The sequence below is a fragment of the Vibrio sp. B172a genome (genome assembly GCF_030248355.1).
Taxonomy (GTDB): Bacteria; Pseudomonadota; Gammaproteobacteria; order Enterobacterales; family Vibrionaceae; genus Vibrio; species Vibrio owensii.
In genome coordinates this window covers 13,434-33,109 of sequence record NZ_JAHGAC010000022.1, presented here as the reverse complement: position 1 = coordinate 33,109, position 19,676 = coordinate 13,434, and the positions used below count along the sequence as shown (strand labels likewise).

The window sequence follows — 19,676 nt, the reverse complement described above, 5'->3', positions numbered from 1 at the left end:
TGTGATTATCCGTTTCTTCTTTTAGCCGTTCATTTACCCAAACTTAGTCGCGTAGCGATTTCATCTGTTGCTGAGAGAAAAAACTGTCATCGAGATCGAAATCAAACTGTGCTTGGTGGGTGATGAGTACGGTTTTGTTCTCTGGCTTATCAAGCGGCTGCATTTCCATTCTGGTCGCTAATTTCCTCCCACCGAGTTCTTCCACGTCATAAGTCGTCATCACGTTCACTCGCTCATCAAACTCATCGTAGAATTCTACTTTACGCTGTAGGTAGGTCGATTTGGAAATCCACAACGTTACTTTGCTCCAAACCACAGGAGCATCGGGCTTAGCAACGGCGTCTATCACCCAAACCTTGTCGCCATCAAACACATCTTCGCCTTTCAATTCATGTTGATAATCGACCACGATAGAGGACTGGTTTATCAAGTCATCATTGGTGAAGTCAGAGCCCATCCACGATTGGCTCAACATAGATGGCGCAATTTTGATGACGCGTTCAATACTCGGCACCCAATTCCACATTTCTCTCTGTCGTTTTAGAGAAGCGCTGCCCTTATCTTTGGCTGGCGCCGTAACCAACACCAAAGACAAATCCGTCCCTTTTGTCCAACTCTTCATGGTCATCGACCGAGTCCAATCAGGACGAATGATCTCCATTGTAGATTCGGTATAACTGGAATCACCGCGCATTGCTTGATCTGACTTTTGCACGATATCAAAAGCGCTTTCAGCCACAGCAGTAAATGAAATGGACCAACACAATAGAGATAACAAAGCAGTACGCATAACCGTCCTCGACACTGAAGTCCAACACTATTCGCGTCAGAAATGACAATAAAAACAGAGAGTTCAAATCAGTATAGCAAGGAGAGGATGAAGGTCAGCGAGAGCTCGCTCAAAGTTTTACTGAGCTTTACGAAGTAATGGTTCTACTCTGTTTCTGTTGATGATTTGGAACACCGCACGGTTCTTGCCGCTGGCTTTCCCACGATACATAAGTTGATCAGCATCTTGCAGGCTTGGCGTCTCATCAAACTTAGGATAATACGCGCAACCAAGACTGATGCTCACATGAATGTTCTGACCATCTAATGGGATTGGCATTTGATTAACGTGAGTACAGATTTCACACGCCAGCGTTTGGGCCTCTTCTGCCGATAGTGACACACTCACCAACGCAAATTCCTCGCCGCCAACTCGAGCTAATGTCACCTTTTCATCGGTCACCGATTTCGCGGCATTCGCAACAGCAACGATGGCTTGATCTCCAGCCAAATGACCAAACTGATCATTGATGGATTTGAAGTCATCAATATCAAACACCATCACCGTCAGGTCTCTTTTTACTGTGCTTAACGTCGCTAACTGTTCAATCAAATGACGTCGGTTATAAAGCTTGGTAAGTGGGTCTGTAAGGGTCAACTCAAACAACTGTTGGTTGGCCAGTGTTAACTGTCGAGTTCGCAACGCCACTGTTCTTTTGAGTGAAAAGATATGGAACATGGCGGCAATAATCAAAGCGAACACGGCCAAGGGCGCCAGATAGGCCGGATAAACGGTTTTGATATGAATCCAACGACTGAGTATGCGATCTTTATCCGCTTCCATCACTCTCTCGAAGTTTCTGGAGATCTCATCAATCGATTTAGGGCTACCCTCTCCCGAGGCAATTCGTAAGTTTTTGCTGTAAAGGTGAACGGCAGGTAAAAAAGCCACAGGCTCGGGTGTCGTGGCCATGTAAAAGTTCGACACTTGAGTGTCAGCAACAAAGAGGAAGACTTTCTTTTTTGCCACCGCATCTAACATTGCATCATTATTCGAATAGAGCTTTACCGCCGCGTTTGGGTAACGTTTTCGAATAAAATGCTCTTCAAATCCACCACGAACTACGCCAATTTCCATCGCAGATTCGCCTTCAAGCACTGAGTTGATGTCCAAACCGAACACATCTTTATTCACGTAAAGCTGTGTATCAATGGGCATGATCACCGTACCAAAATTCAAGTACTGGCTTCGTGCTTCGGAATATATTAGCCCCGCATGAACGTCTGCACGCCCCTCCTTCACTGCGAGTAAAGACTCTTCCCAATCAAGCAGAAGGAATTTAACGTGAACATCATTACGAACAGAGTACTCACGCCAAAAATCAATCAAAATGCCCTGTGGCTCGCCGTCTGGAGTAAGATAAGAGAATGGTTTCCAGGCTTTGGAATTGGCAACAATCAAGGTACCTTGTTTGGTCTCATGACTTTGGGATGCGGCGCTGTAAAACACACTCACGATCATCAGAGCGATGCCAAATGTTGCGCTTTTCCAACCATAAGTACTATAACGTATGAGAGCCATACCTACTTCTCGCCAACCTATCCGAAAGTATTATCTAAGACTTAATTCGAACTAAAGGTATAGCAGAGCTTTTAATGATGGGAAGTGACTCTTATTGATATGAATCTAAATTAGTACCTTTGTGCTGCAAAACGGTACTTTATTACCATAATATTTTATTAATCCATCGTGAATTATTATGAAATTTATATGGATAAAAGTGCGATAAATACATTCTGCTTTCTTAGGTTTTATCATTGCGCGTAAAAACACCTGACACAGCCCACAAAATCACATAAAAAAAGTAATGATTATTCGCTCGATAAGAATCACTTTGTTAACTTACGCGCAATTTTTTTGTGACCCGAAATTTTCGCTTTCGCCATGCCCTCTCAATATAGAATTAACAAAATCGTCGAAATTGGCGATACGCTGCATCGTAGTGGCTGTGCGCCTTACAAAGTAGAGAAATACACTCAACACTACGCGCAAAAACATGGCGTGGATGTGATGATTCAAGCTACACCTACCGCGATCAACTATCAGTTTCCTGATGACAACAACGCTGTCGTGCTCAAGCGCCTCAAACCGGCATCAATTAACCTCAGCTTGCTCGCGAATACCATCATCCGTATCAACCAACCGAGTAGCGAACCCGTTCCAGAACCTGCTGGTTATCCTTCTTGGGTAATCGCATTGGCAAACATGGGCATTCCACCCGCGTACTTGATGTTGGTTGGCAGCACCTTAGAGGCGGTCGGCTTTGCTTTTATTCTCGGTTTTATGGTCTGGGGATGCCAGCAAGTTTGCCGAGCGAGACGTGCAATTGCGGTTGAGTTTATCGCTGCGTTGTTCACTGGCATTATCGTCGCTTATCTATCTAGCACTGGATTTCCGATCCCTGTTTGGGCGCTATGTATCGCGACGATTGTCTTATTCGTGCCCGGCCTCTCCATCGCTAACTCACTCGAATGTTTGGCGTTTAATGATTTGGTTTCGGGCACTAGCTTATTGGGGCAATGCGCTCTCACGCTGATCAAACTGTTTGTTGGTATCACCATGGGGCTGAACATTGGCGAAGCGATTTGGGGACAAGCTCAGTCTATTGCTTACACCAATGAAATTCCGATTTGGATGCACATTAGTGGCTTGTTCTTAATTTCAGCATGTCTTGGTGTGATTTTTAACGCCCGCCCTATCGATATACTGCTTGGACTTCCTGTCGCGATGCTGGGGATGTGGGGGCCATTCTATCTCGGCTTCGAAAGTGGCTGGGTGGTTGGAACTTGGGTAACGACTGTTCTGATTACACTTTACGGCACATGGATTGCAAAAAAGATGGAGCTGACCGGTTCCATCTACATTGTTCAAGGCATCATTATTCTGGTTCCGGGCAGTCGCGTCTTGGTCAGTGCGAGTCAGTCGGTATTTGAGCAATCGATCCTTCCGATTCCGAGTATTGGTCTCTCAGCACTGTTTATGTTTTCTGCCATCGTTGCTGGGCAAATTACAGCCTACTCGATTTACTCGCCAAAAATAGAACGCTAGAACACCGCTTCACCATTACCTTCAGACAAGAAAAAAGCCCTATTCAAAATCCACGTTAGTGAGAACTTTGAATAGGGCTCTTTGCCTCTATGCTTCGCTTTCCGATTGAAGCTGCCTTTGCCTTTTTTGGCTTTCACAACTCGCGTTCTAAACAATTGACTAGTGACGACCGCTTTAAGTGCGTTGTCTTTGATTTCCCCTCGGCCAAACTCGGTATCTTGATTCAATTCATTTGGCTGAGGATTAAGTTTTTTCTTTCCCATAGATCCTCCGTAATGGTCGAACCAGATTGGACAATAATTAGATAAAATAGTCAAATTTGTAGAATTATTTTCATTTTATTCTTCAAAAACTTCACATCAACGTCATTTATTTGAAATTTCATCAAAAAAACACTGTATAAAAAGTGACTAGATACAAATATTTGCCTTTGATAGAGCAATAAATGTTGACTATACCCGTAATTAACCTAGACTCGAACACGGCTAGAAAGAAAGTTCTTTGTTTTCACATTTCGTTGGATTACTCGTAATTCCCCCGTCCTGTGGTACGCAATAGCAATTTATTTTTCCACGCTATAAGCGCCGATTAGGCGAAGATTTACATAAAATTAGATATTTAGGAAATAAACATGTCTAACAAAGCTACTGGTACAGTTAAGTGGTTCAACGAAACTAAAGGCTTCGGCTTCATCCAACAAGAAAACGGTCCTGACGTTTTCGCACACTTCTCTGCAATCCAAGGTGACGGCTTCCGTACTCTTGTTGAAGGCCAGAAAGTAGAATTCGAAATCACTCAAGGTCAAAAAGGTCCACAAGCTGAGAAAATCACTCTAGTTTAATCCTTTTAAGATTTTGATATGGTAGCCAGCTTTTTAGCTGGCTATTTTTTTGCCCTCAAATTATTGATCACTCTTATGGCTCTTAAACCGACGATATACAAGTTTCGTATCGCGATCTCCGATATGAACAACGATTACTACGATTCAAAAAACCTGACCATTGCCCTACACCCTTCAGAAAAACCACAGCGCATGTTAGCGCGCATTTTGGCTTACTGTTTGAATGCCCAAAAAGAACTTGAGTTTACTAAGGGCCTTTCTACGACAGAAGAACCGGACTTGTGGCGCGTTGAAGATGACCAATCCATTACACATTGGATTGAAATCGGTGAGCCAGAACCAGACCGCATCAAGAAAGCATCACGCCTTGCTAAGCATGTGAAGGTGTACACGTACAACACGAAAGCATCGGTTTGGTGGGATAAAATGGCAGGTAAATTTGGCATGCTTCCAGTGGATGTGGCAAGTCTAGATTACGACGCTATCGACTTGATTTCACAGCACCTTGACCGCGGCACTAGTCTATCTGTTATGATTACCGGCACCTCTATTTTCGTTGATATTAACGAACAACACGTCGAAGTGACGGTGAAGGAATTGCAAAGTAATGACGCCTCTTAATGAACTGATCCAACAAATGGGGTTCACAAACATTCCCTTCGTTAACGAGCACAAAGCAGCAAGGCGACGTTGGACAAAGGAACAAGCCCCATTGTTCATTAGAGTATGTGAAAATAAGCCTGAGACAGCCCCTGCGCTGCATCTACTTGGGCTTTTAACCAAATCTCACATCGAAGCCAGTGCCCTCTATGAGCAGCACGCCACGTCGACTCATCACATGCAGCAAGTCTTGAGTGACACGCTAGGTGATGAGCACGCAGAAAAGTTCACTAATCAGTCCGCTGAAGACCTCGTTCTAGTGACACATTTGTGGTTGTATACTCAAGGTTATCTCAACATGGACTTTAGCCTTGCGCACGACCATGCTGAGCAAACGCAAAACATTCTGCAACACGAGTTAGTGATCAAACGTATGGATCTCGATGCTTTCCGTACCGACTTAATGCAGAGTTTTTACCTCGGTAAAGAAGCAAACCCAGCAAAAGCTAGCGGGCTAATTAGCTGGATAAAGCGCCTATTTTCCTCATAAAAAACATGGTTTTGTCAAAACCAAACACCTGATAGACTACTTCCTTTCATGCAACGGCTTGCTTTGGCTGTTTGTTACACATGGCCTGTTATTTATAGCTCGTTGCATGACATTCAAGGACACTCATCCACTGAACATCAAGGGATCATTATGAAGTTTATCCGTTGGATTTTGGGAAAAATCATCTTACTTCTCAACGCTGTATTCTCCCCTCGTGGCGTTAGACGCTCAGCAGAGGCACAAAAAAGCGTTGATGACAAAGCGAAGAACTACGCGCTATACCAATTTGAAGCTTGTCCTTTCTGTGTAAAAGTTCGCCGTGCCATGAAGCGTCAATCCGTAAACATTGAATTACGTGATGCGAAAAACGACCCAGTACATCGTGAAGCACTTGAGCAAGGTGGCGGTCGCGTGAAAGTACCTTGTCTTCGCATTGAAAAAGATGGCGAAACGCAGTGGCTTTACGAATCTTCTGACATCGTCGCTTACATTGAAAAAGAATTTGCCTAGTTCCCCCTAAGAACATTGGCGGATGCAAAAGAGGCACCATACGGTGCCTCTTTTCTTTTATTTCAATTCAATAGATTGGGAATTTACTGATCGACAATCAACATCAATTCCACGCGGCGGTTACACGCCTTACCACTTGCCGTTGCATTGCTGCACTGGGGTACATACTCACCAAAACCACGTGAGAAGACTCGTTGGCGCGGCAAGCTTGTGGCTAACAATTGCTTTTCAACTTCACGAGCGCGTTTCTCTGACAGTGAATCATTAAAGGTAGCTGCGCCTGTGCTGTCCGCATGGCCATCAATGACCACATCAACGTCTGTTCGTCCGGCAAGATAATGCCCTAGATTACGTAGCCAGTCTTCTGACTGCGATGATAATCTCGCAGAGCCCGTCTGGAAGTGTACCTGTTCTTTCAAACGCACCATAAGGTGGTCGCCACTGATGGTTTCGTGGGCGATTTGATGCCTATTTAAAAACATCTCCAGTGACGTCACGCCCTGTGACTTTTTTCCCATTGTGCTCGGTGCTTGAGCCACATAGCGAGGTGTTGATGCGTAAGACTTCGCATAACCCCACTCTGGGTGTCTAAGTTCTGAGTTAGTTCGAGGAGCGGTATCCAACATATTACCGCCCGGAACCATATCTGAATTAATGCTGCCACATCCAGCTAAAAGGCCGCATGCCACTAAAAACCAATGCTTCATACCGTTACCAACGTAGAATGAATTCCTGTTCACTGTGTCGGCTCAAATCGTCCAAACTTTAGTGCTTTTTACCATTTCATCCCATTTACCAAGCACCTATCGTGCCAACGTTATGACTTCACTTCTCATTTGTCTAACGTCATCAATGATGATTGGCAGAATACCAATGTTGCACTTATCAAGAGCGATCTTTGTAACGGTTGAAATCTTCGATTTTTCAAGCATTGAAGCCGTTAATTGGCTCGTCATAGCCATGTTTTGTCTAAACTTTCTCCGATTGTCTCACTTTAGTGTAACAAGCCGTATTAATGGTTTTCGTCGATACCGTTAACCGATAAACTAGCAACAATTTTACTATTTAGAGCCTGACCCATGTTTAAAACTATTTCTAAAGGCGCTGCACTTTTTGCGGCAGTATTTGCCCTTACAGCTTGTGATAACGGCAATAGTCAGCCACAACAAGGCAAGCAGTACGAAGAGCTACCTGTTTCTCTTGCTGAATACAACCTAGCGCCAGTTACTGAAGTTTTCTCTCTAACTTGCGGCCACTGTCGTACGATGGAACAGTTCGTTCCTCAGATTGAATCGTTGACAGAACAAAAAGTTGAGAAGATGCACGTTACCTTTAACGAGAGTGCACAGATCAGCGCGATCATCTTCTACACAGCAGCAATGCAAGTTAACGGCACACCAGACAAAGCATTTATGGAAGAGCTGTTTGCGGCAGTTCAAATGGGTGCAGATGCAACAGCGGATGAGCGCCAAGCAGCAGTTGAGAAAGCTTTTGAGTCTCGCAACCTAGTAAGCCCATACCAACTAGACGACGCGCAACAAGCAAAACTGTTTGAATACATCACCAAAGCAGAAGAGATCACAACTCGTGGTCAAATTAACTCAGTTCCAGCGTTTATCGTAAACGGTAAATACCAAGTGATCACTGGCGGTCACGAAACCGTTGAAGCCATGGCTGACACTATCAACTATCTGCTAAAACAACCAAAATAAGACAAGGAGCTACTGTGTCTAAATTTCTGTTTCCTCTTATTATTTTCGTCCTAGCGGCATTCTTTATCTACCGCACTTGGACCAACCACAAAGTGGCTGACGAGAACTTTGCTAAAGGCCAAGAATTCCTGCTTGAGAACAGCAAGAAAGAAGGTGTAATTACCACAGAGAGTGGCCTGCAATACCTAGTACTTGAAAAAGGTACTGGTGACGTTCACCCAACTGCGACTAGCAAAGTGAAGGTGCACTACCACGGCACACTGATCGACGGCACGGTTTTCGATAGCTCTGTAGAGCGCGGCGAGCCAATCACATTCGGCCTAAACCAAGTGATTAAAGGCTGGCAAGAAGGTCTGCAATACATGGTTGTGGGTGAGAAAATCCGCCTGTTCGTACCAAGCACACTTGGTTACGGTAAAAGCGGTACGGGTCCTATCCCACCAGCAAGTGTACTGATCTTTGATGTGGAGCTATTGGACATCCAATAATCCTCAGGAAGAACAAAAAACGCCGCATCAATTGCGGCGTTTTTTATTGAATGAGCTCTTCTGAGCAATGGCGAATTAAGCTTTTGGATAAAAGACTAACTTATCCCCTTCCACCATTACACAATCCATACCTGCTGCGTGAGCGGCTTTCTTGCCTAACTCGGTATCTTCAAACACCACACAGTCTTGTGCGTTTAAGCCAAGCTGTTCTGCGGCCATAAGGAATGTATCTGGGAAGGGTTTGTGGTTTTCGACGTCCGTCGCTGTGACCACTGCATTGAGCTTCTTCAAGATGCCTGCTTTCGCCAATAGACGCAGTGCACTGTCTCGTTGGCTACCGGTTCCAACTGCGATTTTCTTATTGCCTAGATGTTCATCCAATACGATGTTGGTACACGAGATGATTTCTCCGTGTTGTTCCATCTCTGCGAACGTGTCCATTTTGAATCGAGATACGGTTTTAGGGTCGAGAGACAAACCGTGTTGACGGTTCACTTCACCAACGATTTTGAAGCTTGGCATGCCACCTAAACTATGCAACCAATCTTGGTTGAAAGGGAAATCGAAACGGTCTGCCGTCGCTTGCCACGCCGCTAGATGCGCAGGCATTGTGTCGATTAAGGTGCCGTCCATATCGAAAATCAACCCTTTATAGGGGCTTAAATCTATCGTATTCATGTCAATTCTTCTATTTGTACATCTCTGATGGTAATTTATCAGCCATTACAACATTCCTTATTGGCATTTAGTAAACATGCTCAAAATTTCGAACTCCGTCACAATTCAAGATTGGGAAATCCAATTATCTCCCATCAGGGCTCAAGGAAGTGGTGGGCAAAACGTTAATAAGGTATCGTCCGCGATACATTTGCGCTTTGACGTACGTCATTCCACGCTGCCGGAATTCTATAAAGAGCGATTACTTGCCCTTTCTGACAGCCGAATATCCAAAGATGGCGTCATCATCATCAAAGCACAACAGTTTCGGACGCAAGAGCAGAACAAAGAAGACGCACTAAATCGATTACAAGCGTTAATACAATCTGCAAGCCGACAAGAAAAGAAGCGTCTTAAAACCAAACCAACTCGCGCTTCGCAACGTCGTAGACTTGATAGCAAAAACAAGCAAGCGACAAAAAAACAGCAACGCCAAAGAGTGCTGTACTAACAAACGTCAGAGCTAGCCATTGGGAACCTTTTTGGGCTCCTTACTTTAGTCAACTATTCAGGACAAACTTTATGACTATTAGGCACAAGCTCTACTCCTTAGGAGTGATCGCCATTCTGGGCATTATGACCCTGCTGGGTACCTCGTCACACTTCGCTAACCAAAGCCAAGAGCTCGGCCATGCTGTTAAGCTCGTTGGTGATTTAGAGATTCGTCTCCTTAACTTACGCCGTAATGAAAAAGACTTCTTGCTGCGTAGTAACATCAAGTACCTTGATAAGTTCGATGGTAACGTCGATAAGTTCTTGGTGATTGAACAAGAATTGGCTGGCATCCTTAACCGTTATGACCTCCCTTCTAGCCACCAATTCAAACAAGACTTATTAGCCTATCAAAAAGGTTTCCAGACTTTAGTTTCTGCTTACGGACGCTACGGTCTAGATGCGGAAAGCGGTTTATGGGCAAGTTTTGAGCGAGAGCTTTCTGCTGCAGAGCAAAATGCTGATCATCAACAAATCATGGCTCTGACTAAATTCTCAGCACTTGTTAAAGCCGGTGAAATGGACAAAAGCCTTCTACAAGGCCTATACGTACCTGCTTTGATTGAAAGTGCACGTCAGCTTGCTGCGCAAAAGCAAACTATCGGCGTGGCTTACAATAAAGGTTTATTGGGTGATACTCGTGCTCTATCACACGCGGTAGAACAGCAGTTCAAAACCTTTTCATCGGCCCTGAGCGACGCAGCACAAGCTCGTGATAGCCAAAACAACTTGATGAAACAAGTCATCACAGCGGTTGTGCTCGTCATCATCTTTGCCTTGATCTTCCAAATCTCACGTTCGATCAATACTCGCGTTAGCAGCTTGCTTACCACTATTAAAAACATCAGTGAAAGCAATAATATGGGTCTACGCTCTGAACTTGCGGGGAAAGATGAACTGGCGAACATCAGCCATCACTTAAACGACCTGTTAGACAAACTTGAACATCTTATCCACGGGACACAAGAGAAGTCAGCGCAGCTATCGGCAAGTACAGACAACATGCACCGTGAGCTGGAAGGCGTAATGGAACAATTTCATGCCCAAGCCGATCATACTTCGTCGATGGCAACAGCCGTTCAGCAAATGGTCGCAACCATTGGTGAAATCTCTGAAAGCACCTCTGTGGCAGTTGAAGGCGTTCACCAAGCAGCAAACAATGCTGAACAAGGCCGCACTGTTGTCGAGACGACAGTATCAAACGTAGGCCAGTTGACCGGTATTCTTTCAAACAGTCAGCAGTCCATTGGCTCTCTCAACGAGCACGTGGCGAAGATTGGCGGCGCAGTAAATATCATCCAAGATATCGCTGAACAAACTAACCTACTCGCACTTAACGCAGCGATTGAAGCTGCACGTGCCGGCGAGCAAGGTCGCGGCTTTGCTGTTGTGGCGGATGAAGTACGTGCACTGGCAAGTCGTACTCATCAATCGACAGAAGAAATCACCCGCGTGGTGTCAGACATCCAATCACAAATGTCGATGGTGGTATCCGATATCGACCAGTGTAACGACCAAGGCCAGCAAACGCTGCAAGCTTCAGAGAAGCTCGATTCAAGTCTGCAACAAATCATCGCTGACATGCATGCAATTCAAGGCAACTCCGAGCGCATTGCATCAGCCATTGAAGAGCAAGGCATCGTGATGAATCAGGTGAGCGATTCGATTACTGAGCTAAACGTGATTTCAGAGAACAACATGCAATCAGCGCAAGAATGTTTGCATGAGGTGAACTCTGTTTCGGCTCAGGCCCATGAAATGGATGATGCTGTCGCTGAATTCAAAACACGCAGCGTGTAATCTACCTTCCCTCGCAATCATTATTGCCAGATAAACAAAAAGCCCGAAGCACGCTCATGCTTCGGGCTTTTTCTATCTGAGGAAACTCAGTGCTTATTCGTCATCAAGAGGAACAAGCTTAGTGCTACCACCGTGGATCTTCTCACGCTTTCTCTGTACCAGAGCGTAGAAGCCTGGGATCAGGAAGGTACCAGCTAGAAGTACACACAACAGACCACCGATTAGGGAAATACCCAACGAGTTTTGGCTCACGTGACCCGCACCTGCTGCGAAGATCAGTGGGAAGATACCCAAGATGAACGACCAAGATGTCATGTTCACCGCACGGAAACGAAGCTTACCACCTTCTACTGCCGCATTATCAAGATCCACGTCTTTCTCTTCACGCTCTTGCTTGGCGAATTCCACAATCAGGATTGCGTTCTTCGCCGCGAGCGCTATGAGCAAGACGAGACCTATCTGAGCGTACAAGTTGAGTGGCGTTCCGGTTAGGTTCAATGCGAGGAACGAACCTAACGTTGCCACAGGTACCACAAGGATGATCGCCAGAGGGATACTCCAACTCTCGTACTGAGCTACCATGAACAAGTAGATAAAGATCAATGCCAACGCAAACGCGTAGATTGCTTGGTTGCCTGCCAATACTTCTTGGTAAGCCATACCCGTCCATTCATAAGTGTAACCTTGTGGCAGCACTTCAGCTGCGACACGCTCCATCGCTGCGATCGCATCACCACTTGAATAGCCCGGTGCTGGTTGGCCTTGAATGATCGCACTACGGTACATGTTGTAACGCCATGCAACATCTGGCTCAAACACCTGCTCGTAACTTACTAGCGTGCTCAGCGGCACCATATCGCCACTTGAAGAACGAACGTGGAAACGCTCCAGATCGTCCATGCTGCTACGATGCTCACTGTCTGCTTGCATGGTTACGCGGAAGTTCTTACCAAACATGGTGAAGTCATTCACGTACAACGAACCAAGGTTACCTTGCAGTGTTTGGAAAATTGACGATAGTGGAATACCCAACTGCTGTGCTTTTTCACGGTCAATATCCACATAGTAATGCGGTACGTTCGCACGGAAAGTACTAAAGGTATAAGCGATTTCTGGTGCTTGGTTAGCCGCCTGAATCATCTCACCCATTACCATCGACAAATCAGTACGGCTACGACCTAGCGTGTCTTCCAGTACAAACTCGAAGCCAGACGCTGCGCCCATACCCGGTACTGCAGGAGGCCCCATTGCGAATACCACCGCTTGAGGAAGTTCCATCGCAGCACGGCCGTTGATGCGGTTTGCAATTGCGTTAGCAGCGTGTTCACCGTCAAGCGAGTTTCGCGTGTCCCAATCATGCAGTTTGATAAACAGAGACGCACCGTTTGATGCTGCTGCACCCGTCATGAATGAGTAACCATTCGCAACGGTTACGCCATCTACACCCGGCTCTTGCTCAACCATCTTCATCAATTCATTAGTTACTTCCTCGGTACGAGAAAGCGACGCCGAATCCGGAAGCTGAACGTTCACCAACAAGATGCCTTTGTCTTCTTGAGGAACAAACGCCGTTGAGGTTGTTTTCGCGAAGAACGTTACTGCCGCAACCGCCACGAAGAAGAAAGCAATCAGCAACATAGACTTCTTAACCAAGAAGCCCGCAATTTGACCGTAACGCGCTGTTACACGCTCTAGACCACGGTTGAACGCTTGGAACCAGTTTGCTGTGTTGCCACCACCCTGCTTCAGTACCAACGAACATAATGCTGGAGACAGCGTTAGTGCGTTAATAGACGAGATCACTACCGAGATACAGATCGTCAATGCGAACTGACGATACATGATGCCAGTAATACCCGGAAGCATGGCTACTGGTAGGAATACCGCCAATAGAACCAAGGTCGAGGTAATGATTGGACCCGTAACTTCTTTCATCGCCAGCAACGTTGCTTTACGCGGTGAAATAGTTGGGTCTTTCGCCATGGTGGTATCCACGTTTTCGATAACCAGAATCGCGTCATCTACCACGATACCGATGGCGAGGATCAAACCGAATAGGGTTACCGTATTGATGGTAAAGCCCGTCGCCTGCATGATGGCGAATGTACCGATAAGGGATACAGGAATCGCTACAACCGGAATCAAGGTTGCACGCGCACTACCAAGGAACAGGTAGGTTACTGCGATTACCAGCAAGATAGCTTCAATCAGCGTTTTCACTACGCCCTTGATCGACTCAGCAACGAATACAGTCGTATCGTAACTGGTCTCGTAAGCCATGCCTTCAGGGAAGTTCGTGCTTAAGCGCTCAAGCAAGTCCATAACCGCTTGGCCACTTTCCAGTGCGTTTGCGTCTGACTGCAGTGACAGAGCAACAATCGACGCGTCTTGACCACGGAACTTACCGTTACCATCGTAGAACTTCTTACCAAGCTCAACACGAGCTACGTCTTTTAGGTATACCGTAGAGCCATCTGGGTTTGCGCGAAGTACTACATCCTCAAACTCGCTCACGCTCTCAAGACGACCTTTGGTCACTAAGTTGAACTGAACTTCTTGAGGGTTATTGTACGGCGCTGCACCGATACGACCTGCCGCTACCTGAACGTTCTGTTCTGCCAATGCCGAGTAAACGTCAGTTGTCGTGAGGTTCAGGTTAGCCATCTTTTCTGGGTCTAACCAAACACGCATCGCGTATTCACCACCACCGATAACGTTAACTTCACTGATGCCTTTAACACGCGCCAGCTGGTCTTTTACGTTCAGGTTGATGTAGTTGATAAGGAACTTGTCATCGTACTTACCGTCAGGTGAGTAGAAGTTCAAAACCATCAACAAGTCAGGAGAACGCTTTTTCACCGTTACGCCTACCATGCGCACTTCTTGAGGCAGTTTGGACTCAATCTGTGATACACGGTTTTGCACGTTAACCTGCGCCATGTCTGGGTCAGTGCCCACATCGAAGGTGACGTTTAGGCTATAAGAGCCATCGTTCGCACTCTTAGACGACATGTAAATCATGTCTTCTACACCGTTTACGGAGGTTTCTATCGGGTCGGCTATTGCCTGTTCCACAACCTCTGCACTTGCTCCCGTGTAGAATGCAGTCACGCTCACCGATGGCGGGCTGATTTTTGGATATTCAGCAACTGGCAAGATCGCTAAAGAGATGGCACCTGCCAACGTCAATATGATCGAAATAACCAGTGCGAATTTTGGTCTTTGAATAAAGAAACGACTTAACATTGCGCCTCCTACTGCTTGTCTTCAGCAGGAGATTGAATGCGCACTTCTACACCGTTACGTACACGTTGCAGACCCTGTGTAATCACAGTGTCGTCTTGTTCCAAACCTTCACTAATGATGATGCCCTGCTCTACTTGAGGACCAAGTTTTACGTTGCGACGCTCTGCAACATTGCCTTCAGTCATCACCATTGCGAAATCGCCCTCTAGGTCAGTTTGTACCGCACGACGAGGAATCACGATAACGTCTTTCGCGTTTTTATCACGGAGATTCACTTTAATGTGCTGACCAGGAAGCAGTTGTTGTTCTGGGTTTGGTACCAATGCGCGCATCGCAATCGTACCGGTTTGGGTGTTGATACGGTTGCCCAAGAAGTCTAACTGACCTAGGTGCTCAAAGTACTCACCGTTTTCCAGTTCAAGTTGAACTTCTACACCACTCGACTCATCACTGCCGTCACCCTTGATGCGGTCCATACCAAGCGTTAAACGCTCACGTTCACTAACGCTAAATGAAGTATGTACTGGGTCTAAGCTAACAAGCGTTGTCAGAATGCCAGAAGAAGGAGAAAGCAGGTCACCCGTACTTACTTTACTGTCGCTGATGCGGCCGCTAAATGGCGCACGAATTTGCGTGTAAGAAAGGTTTACTTCTGCAAGCTTGAGCTGAGCGTTTGCTGCTTCTAGCTCAGCACGCGCGCCAAGAAGAGTTGCCGTTAGCGCATCAAATTCAGATTGAGAAATACTGCCACGTGGCAACAAGTTCTTACCTCGTTCGTGGTCAAGTTCCGCTTTCTTCAAAGCAGCTTTAGCTTGAGCCAAGGCCGCTTTTGCACTCGCCACTTGCGCTTCAAAAGAAGAAGGCTCGATGGAGTAAAGCAGTTGTCCTTTCTCGACCATTTGACCTTCATCAAAATGGCGAGCTTCAAGATAGCCAGAGACTTGTGCCGTGATATTTGTATCTTCTACTGCTTCAATGCGGCCGATGTAAGATTTGCTCGGCTGGTAGTCGATAATTGTGACATCTTGAGTCACAACAAGAGGAGCTTGGCCCCCCTTCTGGGCATTGTTTGCTTCTCCGCATCCTGCGAGGATAGCTGTTGCCGCCATTAATGCGACGAGTGGTTTCTTTTGCATGTATATACCGTCTTTATAGAACAGGATTCGTTTGACAATACCCTAACCTTACAGGGTGCTTTGTCCGAAAACTTTAAAGGAAACCGGGGAAAGTGTATCAAAGTGTAAGCCAATGAAACGACTCGCAAACATCGTAATTAGCAGGCTATATTTGTTGCGATCCTGTGCTCGAATCGCAATGAAAGTCGTGTAAATGTTGTGGGTCAGAGAACGGAGATTATTTGCACAATGATAGGCCGATAACCTAGTAAAACGAAAACTTCGTAAGCGCAGCGTATGATTTGACTATTTTTTTAAACAAAATGCGTTATCATGCAAGTAATTCAAAGCTTTCGACCGAGAGGATTACTATGATTTCTAAATGGGAGAAACGTTTTTACCAAATGGCTGAGCTTGTGGCGTCTTGGAGTAAAGATCCATCAACACAAGTTGGCGCGGTAATCACTAAAAACAACCGCATTGTCTCTGTTGGCTTTAACGGCTACCCACACGGTGTTTCCGACAGTGTGGATACAGATGAACGTGAACTGAAGTATCTAAAAACGTTGCACGCTGAAGAGAACGCGATTTTGTTCTCTAAACGCGATTTAGACGGTTGTGATATTTGGGTTACCCACTTCCCTTGCCCGAACTGCGCTGCGAAAATCATTCAAACAGGTATTGCACGCGTAAGTTGCCCTGAACAATCTGAAGATTTCTTATCTCGCTGGGGCGACAAGATCCAAGTGAGCCAAGACATGTTCGACCAAGCAGGTGTGGAAGTAAACTGGCTACCAATCAGCGAAATCGAAGAGAAAAGCGTTCGCTAAGTTATCACTGAGCTTTTGTTTGAGCACTCAGGCAACCATAGCTCGAAAGACAAATGAAAAAGCCCAGACACTCGTCTGGGCTTTTGTTTATCTAAATGGTGAGGTTAACCAGCTGTAAGATTAACCGTGTTTCTTCGCCGTTAGTTCTGCAATCTTGACGATCACTTGTACCGACTTCTCCATCATCTCCACAGAGATAAACTCATGGATACCATGGAAGTTGTAACCTCCAGTGAAGATGTTTGGACAAGGCAAGCCCATGAACGATAAACGCGCGCCATCTGTACCACCGCGAATTGGCTTAATCAGAGGTTCAACATCGCACGCTTCCATCGCTTGCTTCGCTAAGTCGATGATGTGAGGGTATGGCTCAACCATTTCACGCATGTTGTAATAGCTGTCAGTTAACTTCAACTCAACCGAACCGTGTTTCAAGCCTGCGTTCATGTCATCAACGAGCTTCTGCATAAAGGCTTTACGGTTTTCCAGACCTTCACGGTCGAAGTCACGGATGATGTAACCTAGCTCACTGCGAGCGACACCAAGCTCACCAGATTTTAGGTGGAAGAAGCCTTCATAGCCTTCTGTGGTTTCTGGCGTTTGATCTTCTGGCATCTGCACTTGGAATTTAGCCGCCAAGTTCATTGCATTAACCAATTTCCCTTTTGCTGTGCCTGGGTGAACGCTCACGCCATGGAAAATAACGTCTGCACTGGTTGCGTTGAAGTTTTCGTATTCCAACTCACCTTGCGGGCCACCATCAATGGTGTAAGCCCACTCAGCACCAAACTTCTCAACATCAAACAAGTCAGCACCGCGGCCAATTTCTTCGTCAGGAGTAAAACCAATACAGATGTCACCATGTGGGATTTCTGGGTTTTCAATCAACATCGCGACCGCAGAAAGAATCTCTGCAATACCCGCTTTGTTGTCCGCACCAAGAAGCGTTGTGCCATCTGTGGTAATCAGGTTGTGGCCATGAAGCTCGTGCAAATCTGGATACTGCACTGGAGAAAGCACTTCATCACCAAGGCCAAGTGCGATATCGCCACCTTGGTAATCTTCAATAAATTGTGGTTTTACGTTCTTACCTGAAGCATCAGGAGCCGTGTCCATGTGTGCGATAAAACCAATCGCCGGTACATCATAATCAACGTTAGATGGCAGTTTAGCCATTAGGTAGCCATTGTCACTCAAGGTCACATTGCTTAAACCAAGTTCAATCATTTCTTTTTTAAGCTGCTGAGCAAATACAAGTTGCCCGCCGCTGCTTGGGCAAGCTGATTCGTGGGGATTAGATTGAGTATCGAACGTGACGTAGCGAAGAAATCTTTCAACTAAATGCTTCATAATTATTCTCATTGTTTTGAGCGAAGGATGCCACGCACAGGGATGCAAGGTGTACGAGGATCCTATCCAACATGGTTCGACAAGCCATGTTACGCTCATGCCACAATAAGAATTTGCTTTGAATCAGTTTTTCATCAGAAAGTGCTGACACGCCACATCAGCACTCACATTAAGGGATTGTTTTATCGAGAATTAATTCAATAAGTCTTCAGCAAGTTCACGCCATTCGCGGATTTTTCCGTGGAAATGTCGCCACTGTTTATCACTCATTGTTTGTGAAATATCTAGGGTGAATTGATCCGTCAGAGCGATATTATGATCAATATTCTTGGTCAGTTGATCACTATAATAACTTTCCGGCTCAAACAGGAGCTTCATGAATACCTGCTGGTAAACCACGCTATTGTTTTTATTTTCGAAAAGATACTCTAATTCCTGAATTATAGAGGAACGATAATCACGCCATAGTGGGCTATTAATTATCACATCTTGAGAAAGCTGTTTGGCACGTGCTTTTTGCTTGTTAGATAATTTACCTAACCATTCTTCCATCCACTCTTCTGTATTCTCTAAGACAATTTCTCTCAGCTCTTGTTCCGTTTTCCCTGCATATTTTTCATCTCGTTCTTTGTAACGCTCTTTTACGCTATCGACGAACTCCGATTCTTGCTTACTGTCTAACTGCATACTCAATGAAAACAGGTCTGGCGCGGCTTTCGAGACAAGACGTTGATAATGGTCTCGCATTTGATCTCGGTTAGCTTGCAATGACTCAAGTGTCACACTGTCTTTATTCAGTGACTCTAATTGTTTTAAGTGATCGATATATAAGGGTAATTCCTCTTCTTTATGCCAATCCGCCAATAATAAGATACGTTCTTCCAACAGAGCTTCTTGCTCACCATCTAATGAGACGTAGTCATCCAAATATTCAATCACGACCCAATCAATATTGCTGTATAAGAACTTTTTCGCGCAGCCAGCGAGTACCAGAATAGATATCAAAATACATCCGTATCGAACCGCGTTATTAGATAAACTTTTTAATTTCATCACCGATCCATATTCCCTTTTCCATTGATTAAGTTCTATACTCAATCTTAATCACTTATTATTGCGGCAAACTTTCGTCAGTATGGCAAAGTGACATTGCCACTCATGTAGTATATAGAGTTTGAAATTAACTTTTTTATCACAACTATTCGCAAAAAAGTGAGTTAGTGCGCAATTATCGACCAAAACTTGAACGAAACGGCGTTCCTTATATGGCATATAATTTGCATCAATAACATCAGGATAGTTTATGGAGGCGTAGCATGGCTGCTGCTGAGCAACTTGATACGAGTGTAGAGTACGAGATTCGTTACTTTGAACAGGGGAAAATGCACAGTATGAGAGTCGTCGCGGAAGATAAAAACGCGGCACATCATTACTACTTGGAGTGCGGCAAGCATAACAGTGATTTGTATTCGATTCGCCCAGACAAATAAAAAAACCGCCAGTGATTGGCGGTTTTTTTGTGCTTAAGATGCGTTTAGCTTTGAGCGG

At 45.4% G+C, this 19,676-nt stretch carries 20 protein-coding genes; 11 read left to right on the top strand and 9 right to left on the bottom strand.

Annotated features, from left to right (window positions below):
• Positions 1–43: 43 nt before the first annotated feature.
• Positions 44–790 (bottom strand): outer membrane lipoprotein-sorting protein, encoded by a 747-nt coding sequence (locus KIT90_RS18925; RefSeq protein ID WP_285378022.1) that lies wholly within the window; start codon positions 788–790, stop codon positions 44–46.
• 117 nt (positions 791–907) lie between these two features.
• Positions 908–2,350 (bottom strand): sensor domain-containing diguanylate cyclase, encoded by a 1,443-nt coding sequence (locus KIT90_RS18920; protein ID WP_285378020.1) that lies wholly within the window; start codon positions 2,348–2,350, stop codon positions 908–910.
• 363 nt (positions 2,351–2,713) lie between these two features.
• On the opposite strand from KIT90_RS18920, the gene KIT90_RS18915 reads away from it, so the two are divergent.
• Positions 2,714–3,877, top strand: coding sequence for a threonine/serine exporter family protein (locus tag KIT90_RS18915; protein WP_285378018.1), 1,164 nt, complete (start codon positions 2,714–2,716; stop codon positions 3,875–3,877).
• Here the strand turns inward: KIT90_RS18915 and KIT90_RS18910 are convergent.
• Complete coding sequence (locus tag KIT90_RS18910) at positions 3,874–4,140, bottom strand: alternative ribosome-rescue factor A (protein ID WP_039988618.1); 267 nt, start codon at positions 4,138–4,140, stop codon at positions 3,874–3,876. The genes KIT90_RS18915 and KIT90_RS18910 overlap by 4 nt on opposite strands.
• 368 nt (positions 4,141–4,508) lie before the next feature.
• Between KIT90_RS18910 and KIT90_RS18905 the strand changes: the two genes are divergently transcribed.
• From KIT90_RS18905 to KIT90_RS18890, 4 genes are all read left to right on the top strand, one after another.
• The gene (locus tag KIT90_RS18905; RefSeq protein ID WP_005433440.1) at positions 4,509–4,718 is read left to right on the top strand and encodes a cold-shock protein; all 210 of its coding nucleotides are present in this window, start codon (positions 4,509–4,511) and stop codon (positions 4,716–4,718) included.
• Between the two features lie 75 nt (positions 4,719–4,793).
• The gene (locus KIT90_RS18900) at positions 4,794–5,339 is read left to right on the top strand and encodes a YaeQ family protein (protein WP_009704736.1); all 546 of its coding nucleotides are present in this window, start codon (positions 4,794–4,796) and stop codon (positions 5,337–5,339) included.
• Positions 5,326–5,868: a hypothetical protein gene (locus tag KIT90_RS18895; RefSeq protein WP_039988619.1), complete on the top strand. Its 543-nt coding sequence runs from the start codon at positions 5,326–5,328 to the stop codon at positions 5,866–5,868. The genes KIT90_RS18900 and KIT90_RS18895 overlap by 14 nt, the downstream gene beginning before the upstream one ends.
• A gap of 150 nt (positions 5,869–6,018) precedes the next feature.
• Entirely contained in the window at positions 6,019–6,378 is a 360-nt protein-coding gene (locus KIT90_RS18890; RefSeq protein WP_285378015.1) for a glutaredoxin, read from the top strand.
• Positions 6,379–6,461: 83 nt separating this feature from the next.
• Here KIT90_RS18890 and KIT90_RS18885 read toward each other — a convergent pair whose 3' ends face one another.
• Positions 6,462–7,085 carry an OmpA family protein gene (locus tag KIT90_RS18885; RefSeq protein WP_032802098.1) on the bottom strand — a complete coding sequence of 208 codons (624 nt, stop codon included), beginning with the start codon at positions 7,083–7,085 and terminating at the stop codon, positions 6,462–6,464.
• Between the two features lie 372 nt (positions 7,086–7,457).
• Between KIT90_RS18885 and KIT90_RS18880 the strand changes: the two genes are divergently transcribed.
• Entirely contained in the window at positions 7,458–8,090 is a 633-nt protein-coding gene (locus KIT90_RS18880; protein ID WP_009704740.1) for a thiol:disulfide interchange protein DsbA/DsbL, read from the top strand.
• Positions 8,091–8,104: 14 nt separating this feature from the next.
• Entirely contained in the window at positions 8,105–8,578 is a 474-nt protein-coding gene (locus KIT90_RS18875) for an FKBP-type peptidyl-prolyl cis-trans isomerase (protein WP_005442656.1), read from the top strand.
• 75 nt (positions 8,579–8,653) lie between these two features.
• On the opposite strand, the gene KIT90_RS18870 is transcribed toward KIT90_RS18875, so the two are convergent.
• Entirely contained in the window at positions 8,654–9,256 is a 603-nt protein-coding gene (locus tag KIT90_RS18870; RefSeq protein WP_032802100.1) for a beta-phosphoglucomutase family hydrolase, read from the bottom strand.
• 76 nt (positions 9,257–9,332) lie between these two features.
• Here KIT90_RS18870 and arfB point away from each other — a divergent pair, with 76 nt between their 5' ends.
• Together arfB and KIT90_RS18860 are read left to right on the top strand one after the other, a co-directional pair.
• Entirely contained in the window at positions 9,333–9,746 is a 414-nt protein-coding gene (arfB, locus tag KIT90_RS18865) for an alternative ribosome rescue aminoacyl-tRNA hydrolase ArfB (protein WP_285378011.1), read from the top strand.
• 71 nt (positions 9,747–9,817) lie between these two features.
• Entirely contained in the window at positions 9,818–11,587 is a 1,770-nt protein-coding gene (locus KIT90_RS18860) for a methyl-accepting chemotaxis protein (protein WP_285378010.1), read from the top strand.
• A gap of 93 nt (positions 11,588–11,680) precedes the next feature.
• On the opposite strand, the gene vmeZ is transcribed toward KIT90_RS18860, so the two are convergent.
• Together vmeZ and vmeY are read right to left on the bottom strand one after the other, a co-directional pair.
• Positions 11,681–14,833 carry a multidrug efflux RND transporter permease subunit VmeZ gene (gene vmeZ / locus KIT90_RS18855; protein WP_285378008.1) on the bottom strand — a complete coding sequence of 1,051 codons (3,153 nt, stop codon included), beginning with the start codon at positions 14,831–14,833 and terminating at the stop codon, positions 11,681–11,683.
• Between the two features lie 8 nt (positions 14,834–14,841).
• Positions 14,842–15,969: a multidrug efflux RND transporter periplasmic adaptor subunit VmeY gene (gene vmeY, locus KIT90_RS18850; protein WP_285378006.1), complete on the bottom strand. Its 1,128-nt coding sequence runs from the start codon at positions 15,967–15,969 to the stop codon at positions 14,842–14,844.
• Between the two features lie 350 nt (positions 15,970–16,319).
• On the opposite strand from vmeY, the gene KIT90_RS18845 reads away from it, so the two are divergent.
• Entirely contained in the window at positions 16,320–16,778 is a 459-nt protein-coding gene (locus tag KIT90_RS18845) for a dCMP deaminase family protein (RefSeq protein ID WP_005435882.1), read from the top strand.
• A gap of 120 nt (positions 16,779–16,898) precedes the next feature.
• On the opposite strand, the gene pepT is transcribed toward KIT90_RS18845, so the two are convergent.
• Positions 16,899–18,128: a peptidase T gene (gene pepT, locus KIT90_RS18840; protein ID WP_009704745.1), complete on the bottom strand. Its 1,230-nt coding sequence runs from the start codon at positions 18,126–18,128 to the stop codon at positions 16,899–16,901.
• Positions 18,129–18,320: 192 nt separating this feature from the next.
• Entirely contained in the window at positions 18,321–19,181 is an 861-nt protein-coding gene (locus tag KIT90_RS18835; protein WP_285378004.1) for a DUF6279 family lipoprotein, read from the bottom strand.
• A 263-nt stretch (positions 19,182–19,444) separates the two neighbouring features.
• On the opposite strand from KIT90_RS18835, the gene KIT90_RS18830 reads away from it, so the two are divergent.
• The gene (locus tag KIT90_RS18830; RefSeq protein ID WP_009704747.1) at positions 19,445–19,618 is read left to right on the top strand and encodes a hypothetical protein; all 174 of its coding nucleotides are present in this window, start codon (positions 19,445–19,447) and stop codon (positions 19,616–19,618) included.
• Positions 19,619–19,676 lie beyond the last annotated feature (58 nt).

What these genes read in the sequence shown, in the direction of transcription:
- KIT90_RS18925 (WP_285378022.1), bottom strand. Translation starts at nt 790, where the DNA reads ATGCGTACTGCTTTGTTATCTCTATTGTGTTGGTCCATTTCATTTACT.
- KIT90_RS18920 (WP_285378020.1), bottom strand. Translation starts at nt 2,350, where the DNA reads ATGGCTCTCATACGTTATAGTACTTATGGTTGGAAAAGCGCAACATTT.
- KIT90_RS18915 (WP_285378018.1), top strand. Translation starts at nt 2,714, where the DNA reads ATGCCCTCTCAATATAGAATTAACAAAATCGTCGAAATTGGCGATACG.
- KIT90_RS18910 (WP_039988618.1), bottom strand. Translation starts at nt 4,140, where the DNA reads ATGGGAAAGAAAAAACTTAATCCTCAGCCAAATGAATTGAATCAAGAT.
- KIT90_RS18905 (WP_005433440.1), top strand. Translation starts at nt 4,509, where the DNA reads ATGTCTAACAAAGCTACTGGTACAGTTAAGTGGTTCAACGAAACTAAA.
- KIT90_RS18900 (WP_009704736.1), top strand. Translation starts at nt 4,794, where the DNA reads ATGGCTCTTAAACCGACGATATACAAGTTTCGTATCGCGATCTCCGAT.
- KIT90_RS18895 (WP_039988619.1), top strand. Translation starts at nt 5,326, where the DNA reads ATGACGCCTCTTAATGAACTGATCCAACAAATGGGGTTCACAAACATT.
- KIT90_RS18890 (WP_285378015.1), top strand. Translation starts at nt 6,019, where the DNA reads ATGAAGTTTATCCGTTGGATTTTGGGAAAAATCATCTTACTTCTCAAC.
- KIT90_RS18885 (WP_032802098.1), bottom strand. Translation starts at nt 7,085, where the DNA reads ATGAAGCATTGGTTTTTAGTGGCATGCGGCCTTTTAGCTGGATGTGGC.
- KIT90_RS18880 (WP_009704740.1), top strand. Translation starts at nt 7,458, where the DNA reads ATGTTTAAAACTATTTCTAAAGGCGCTGCACTTTTTGCGGCAGTATTT.
- KIT90_RS18870 (WP_032802100.1), bottom strand. Translation starts at nt 9,256, where the DNA reads ATGAATACGATAGATTTAAGCCCCTATAAAGGGTTGATTTTCGATATG.
- arfB (WP_285378011.1), top strand. Translation starts at nt 9,333, where the DNA reads ATGCTCAAAATTTCGAACTCCGTCACAATTCAAGATTGGGAAATCCAA.
- KIT90_RS18860 (WP_285378010.1), top strand. Translation starts at nt 9,818, where the DNA reads ATGACTATTAGGCACAAGCTCTACTCCTTAGGAGTGATCGCCATTCTG.
- vmeZ (WP_285378008.1), bottom strand. Translation starts at nt 14,833, where the DNA reads ATGTTAAGTCGTTTCTTTATTCAAAGACCAAAATTCGCACTGGTTATT.
- vmeY (WP_285378006.1), bottom strand. Translation starts at nt 15,969, where the DNA reads ATGCAAAAGAAACCACTCGTCGCATTAATGGCGGCAACAGCTATCCTC.
- KIT90_RS18845 (WP_005435882.1), top strand. Translation starts at nt 16,320, where the DNA reads ATGATTTCTAAATGGGAGAAACGTTTTTACCAAATGGCTGAGCTTGTG.
- pepT (WP_009704745.1), bottom strand. Translation starts at nt 18,128, where the DNA reads ATGAAGCATTTAGTTGAAAGATTTCTTCGCTACGTCACGTTCGATACT.
- KIT90_RS18835 (WP_285378004.1), bottom strand. Translation starts at nt 19,181, where the DNA reads ATGAAATTAAAAAGTTTATCTAATAACGCGGTTCGATACGGATGTATT.
- KIT90_RS18830 (WP_009704747.1), top strand. Translation starts at nt 19,445, where the DNA reads ATGGCTGCTGCTGAGCAACTTGATACGAGTGTAGAGTACGAGATTCGT.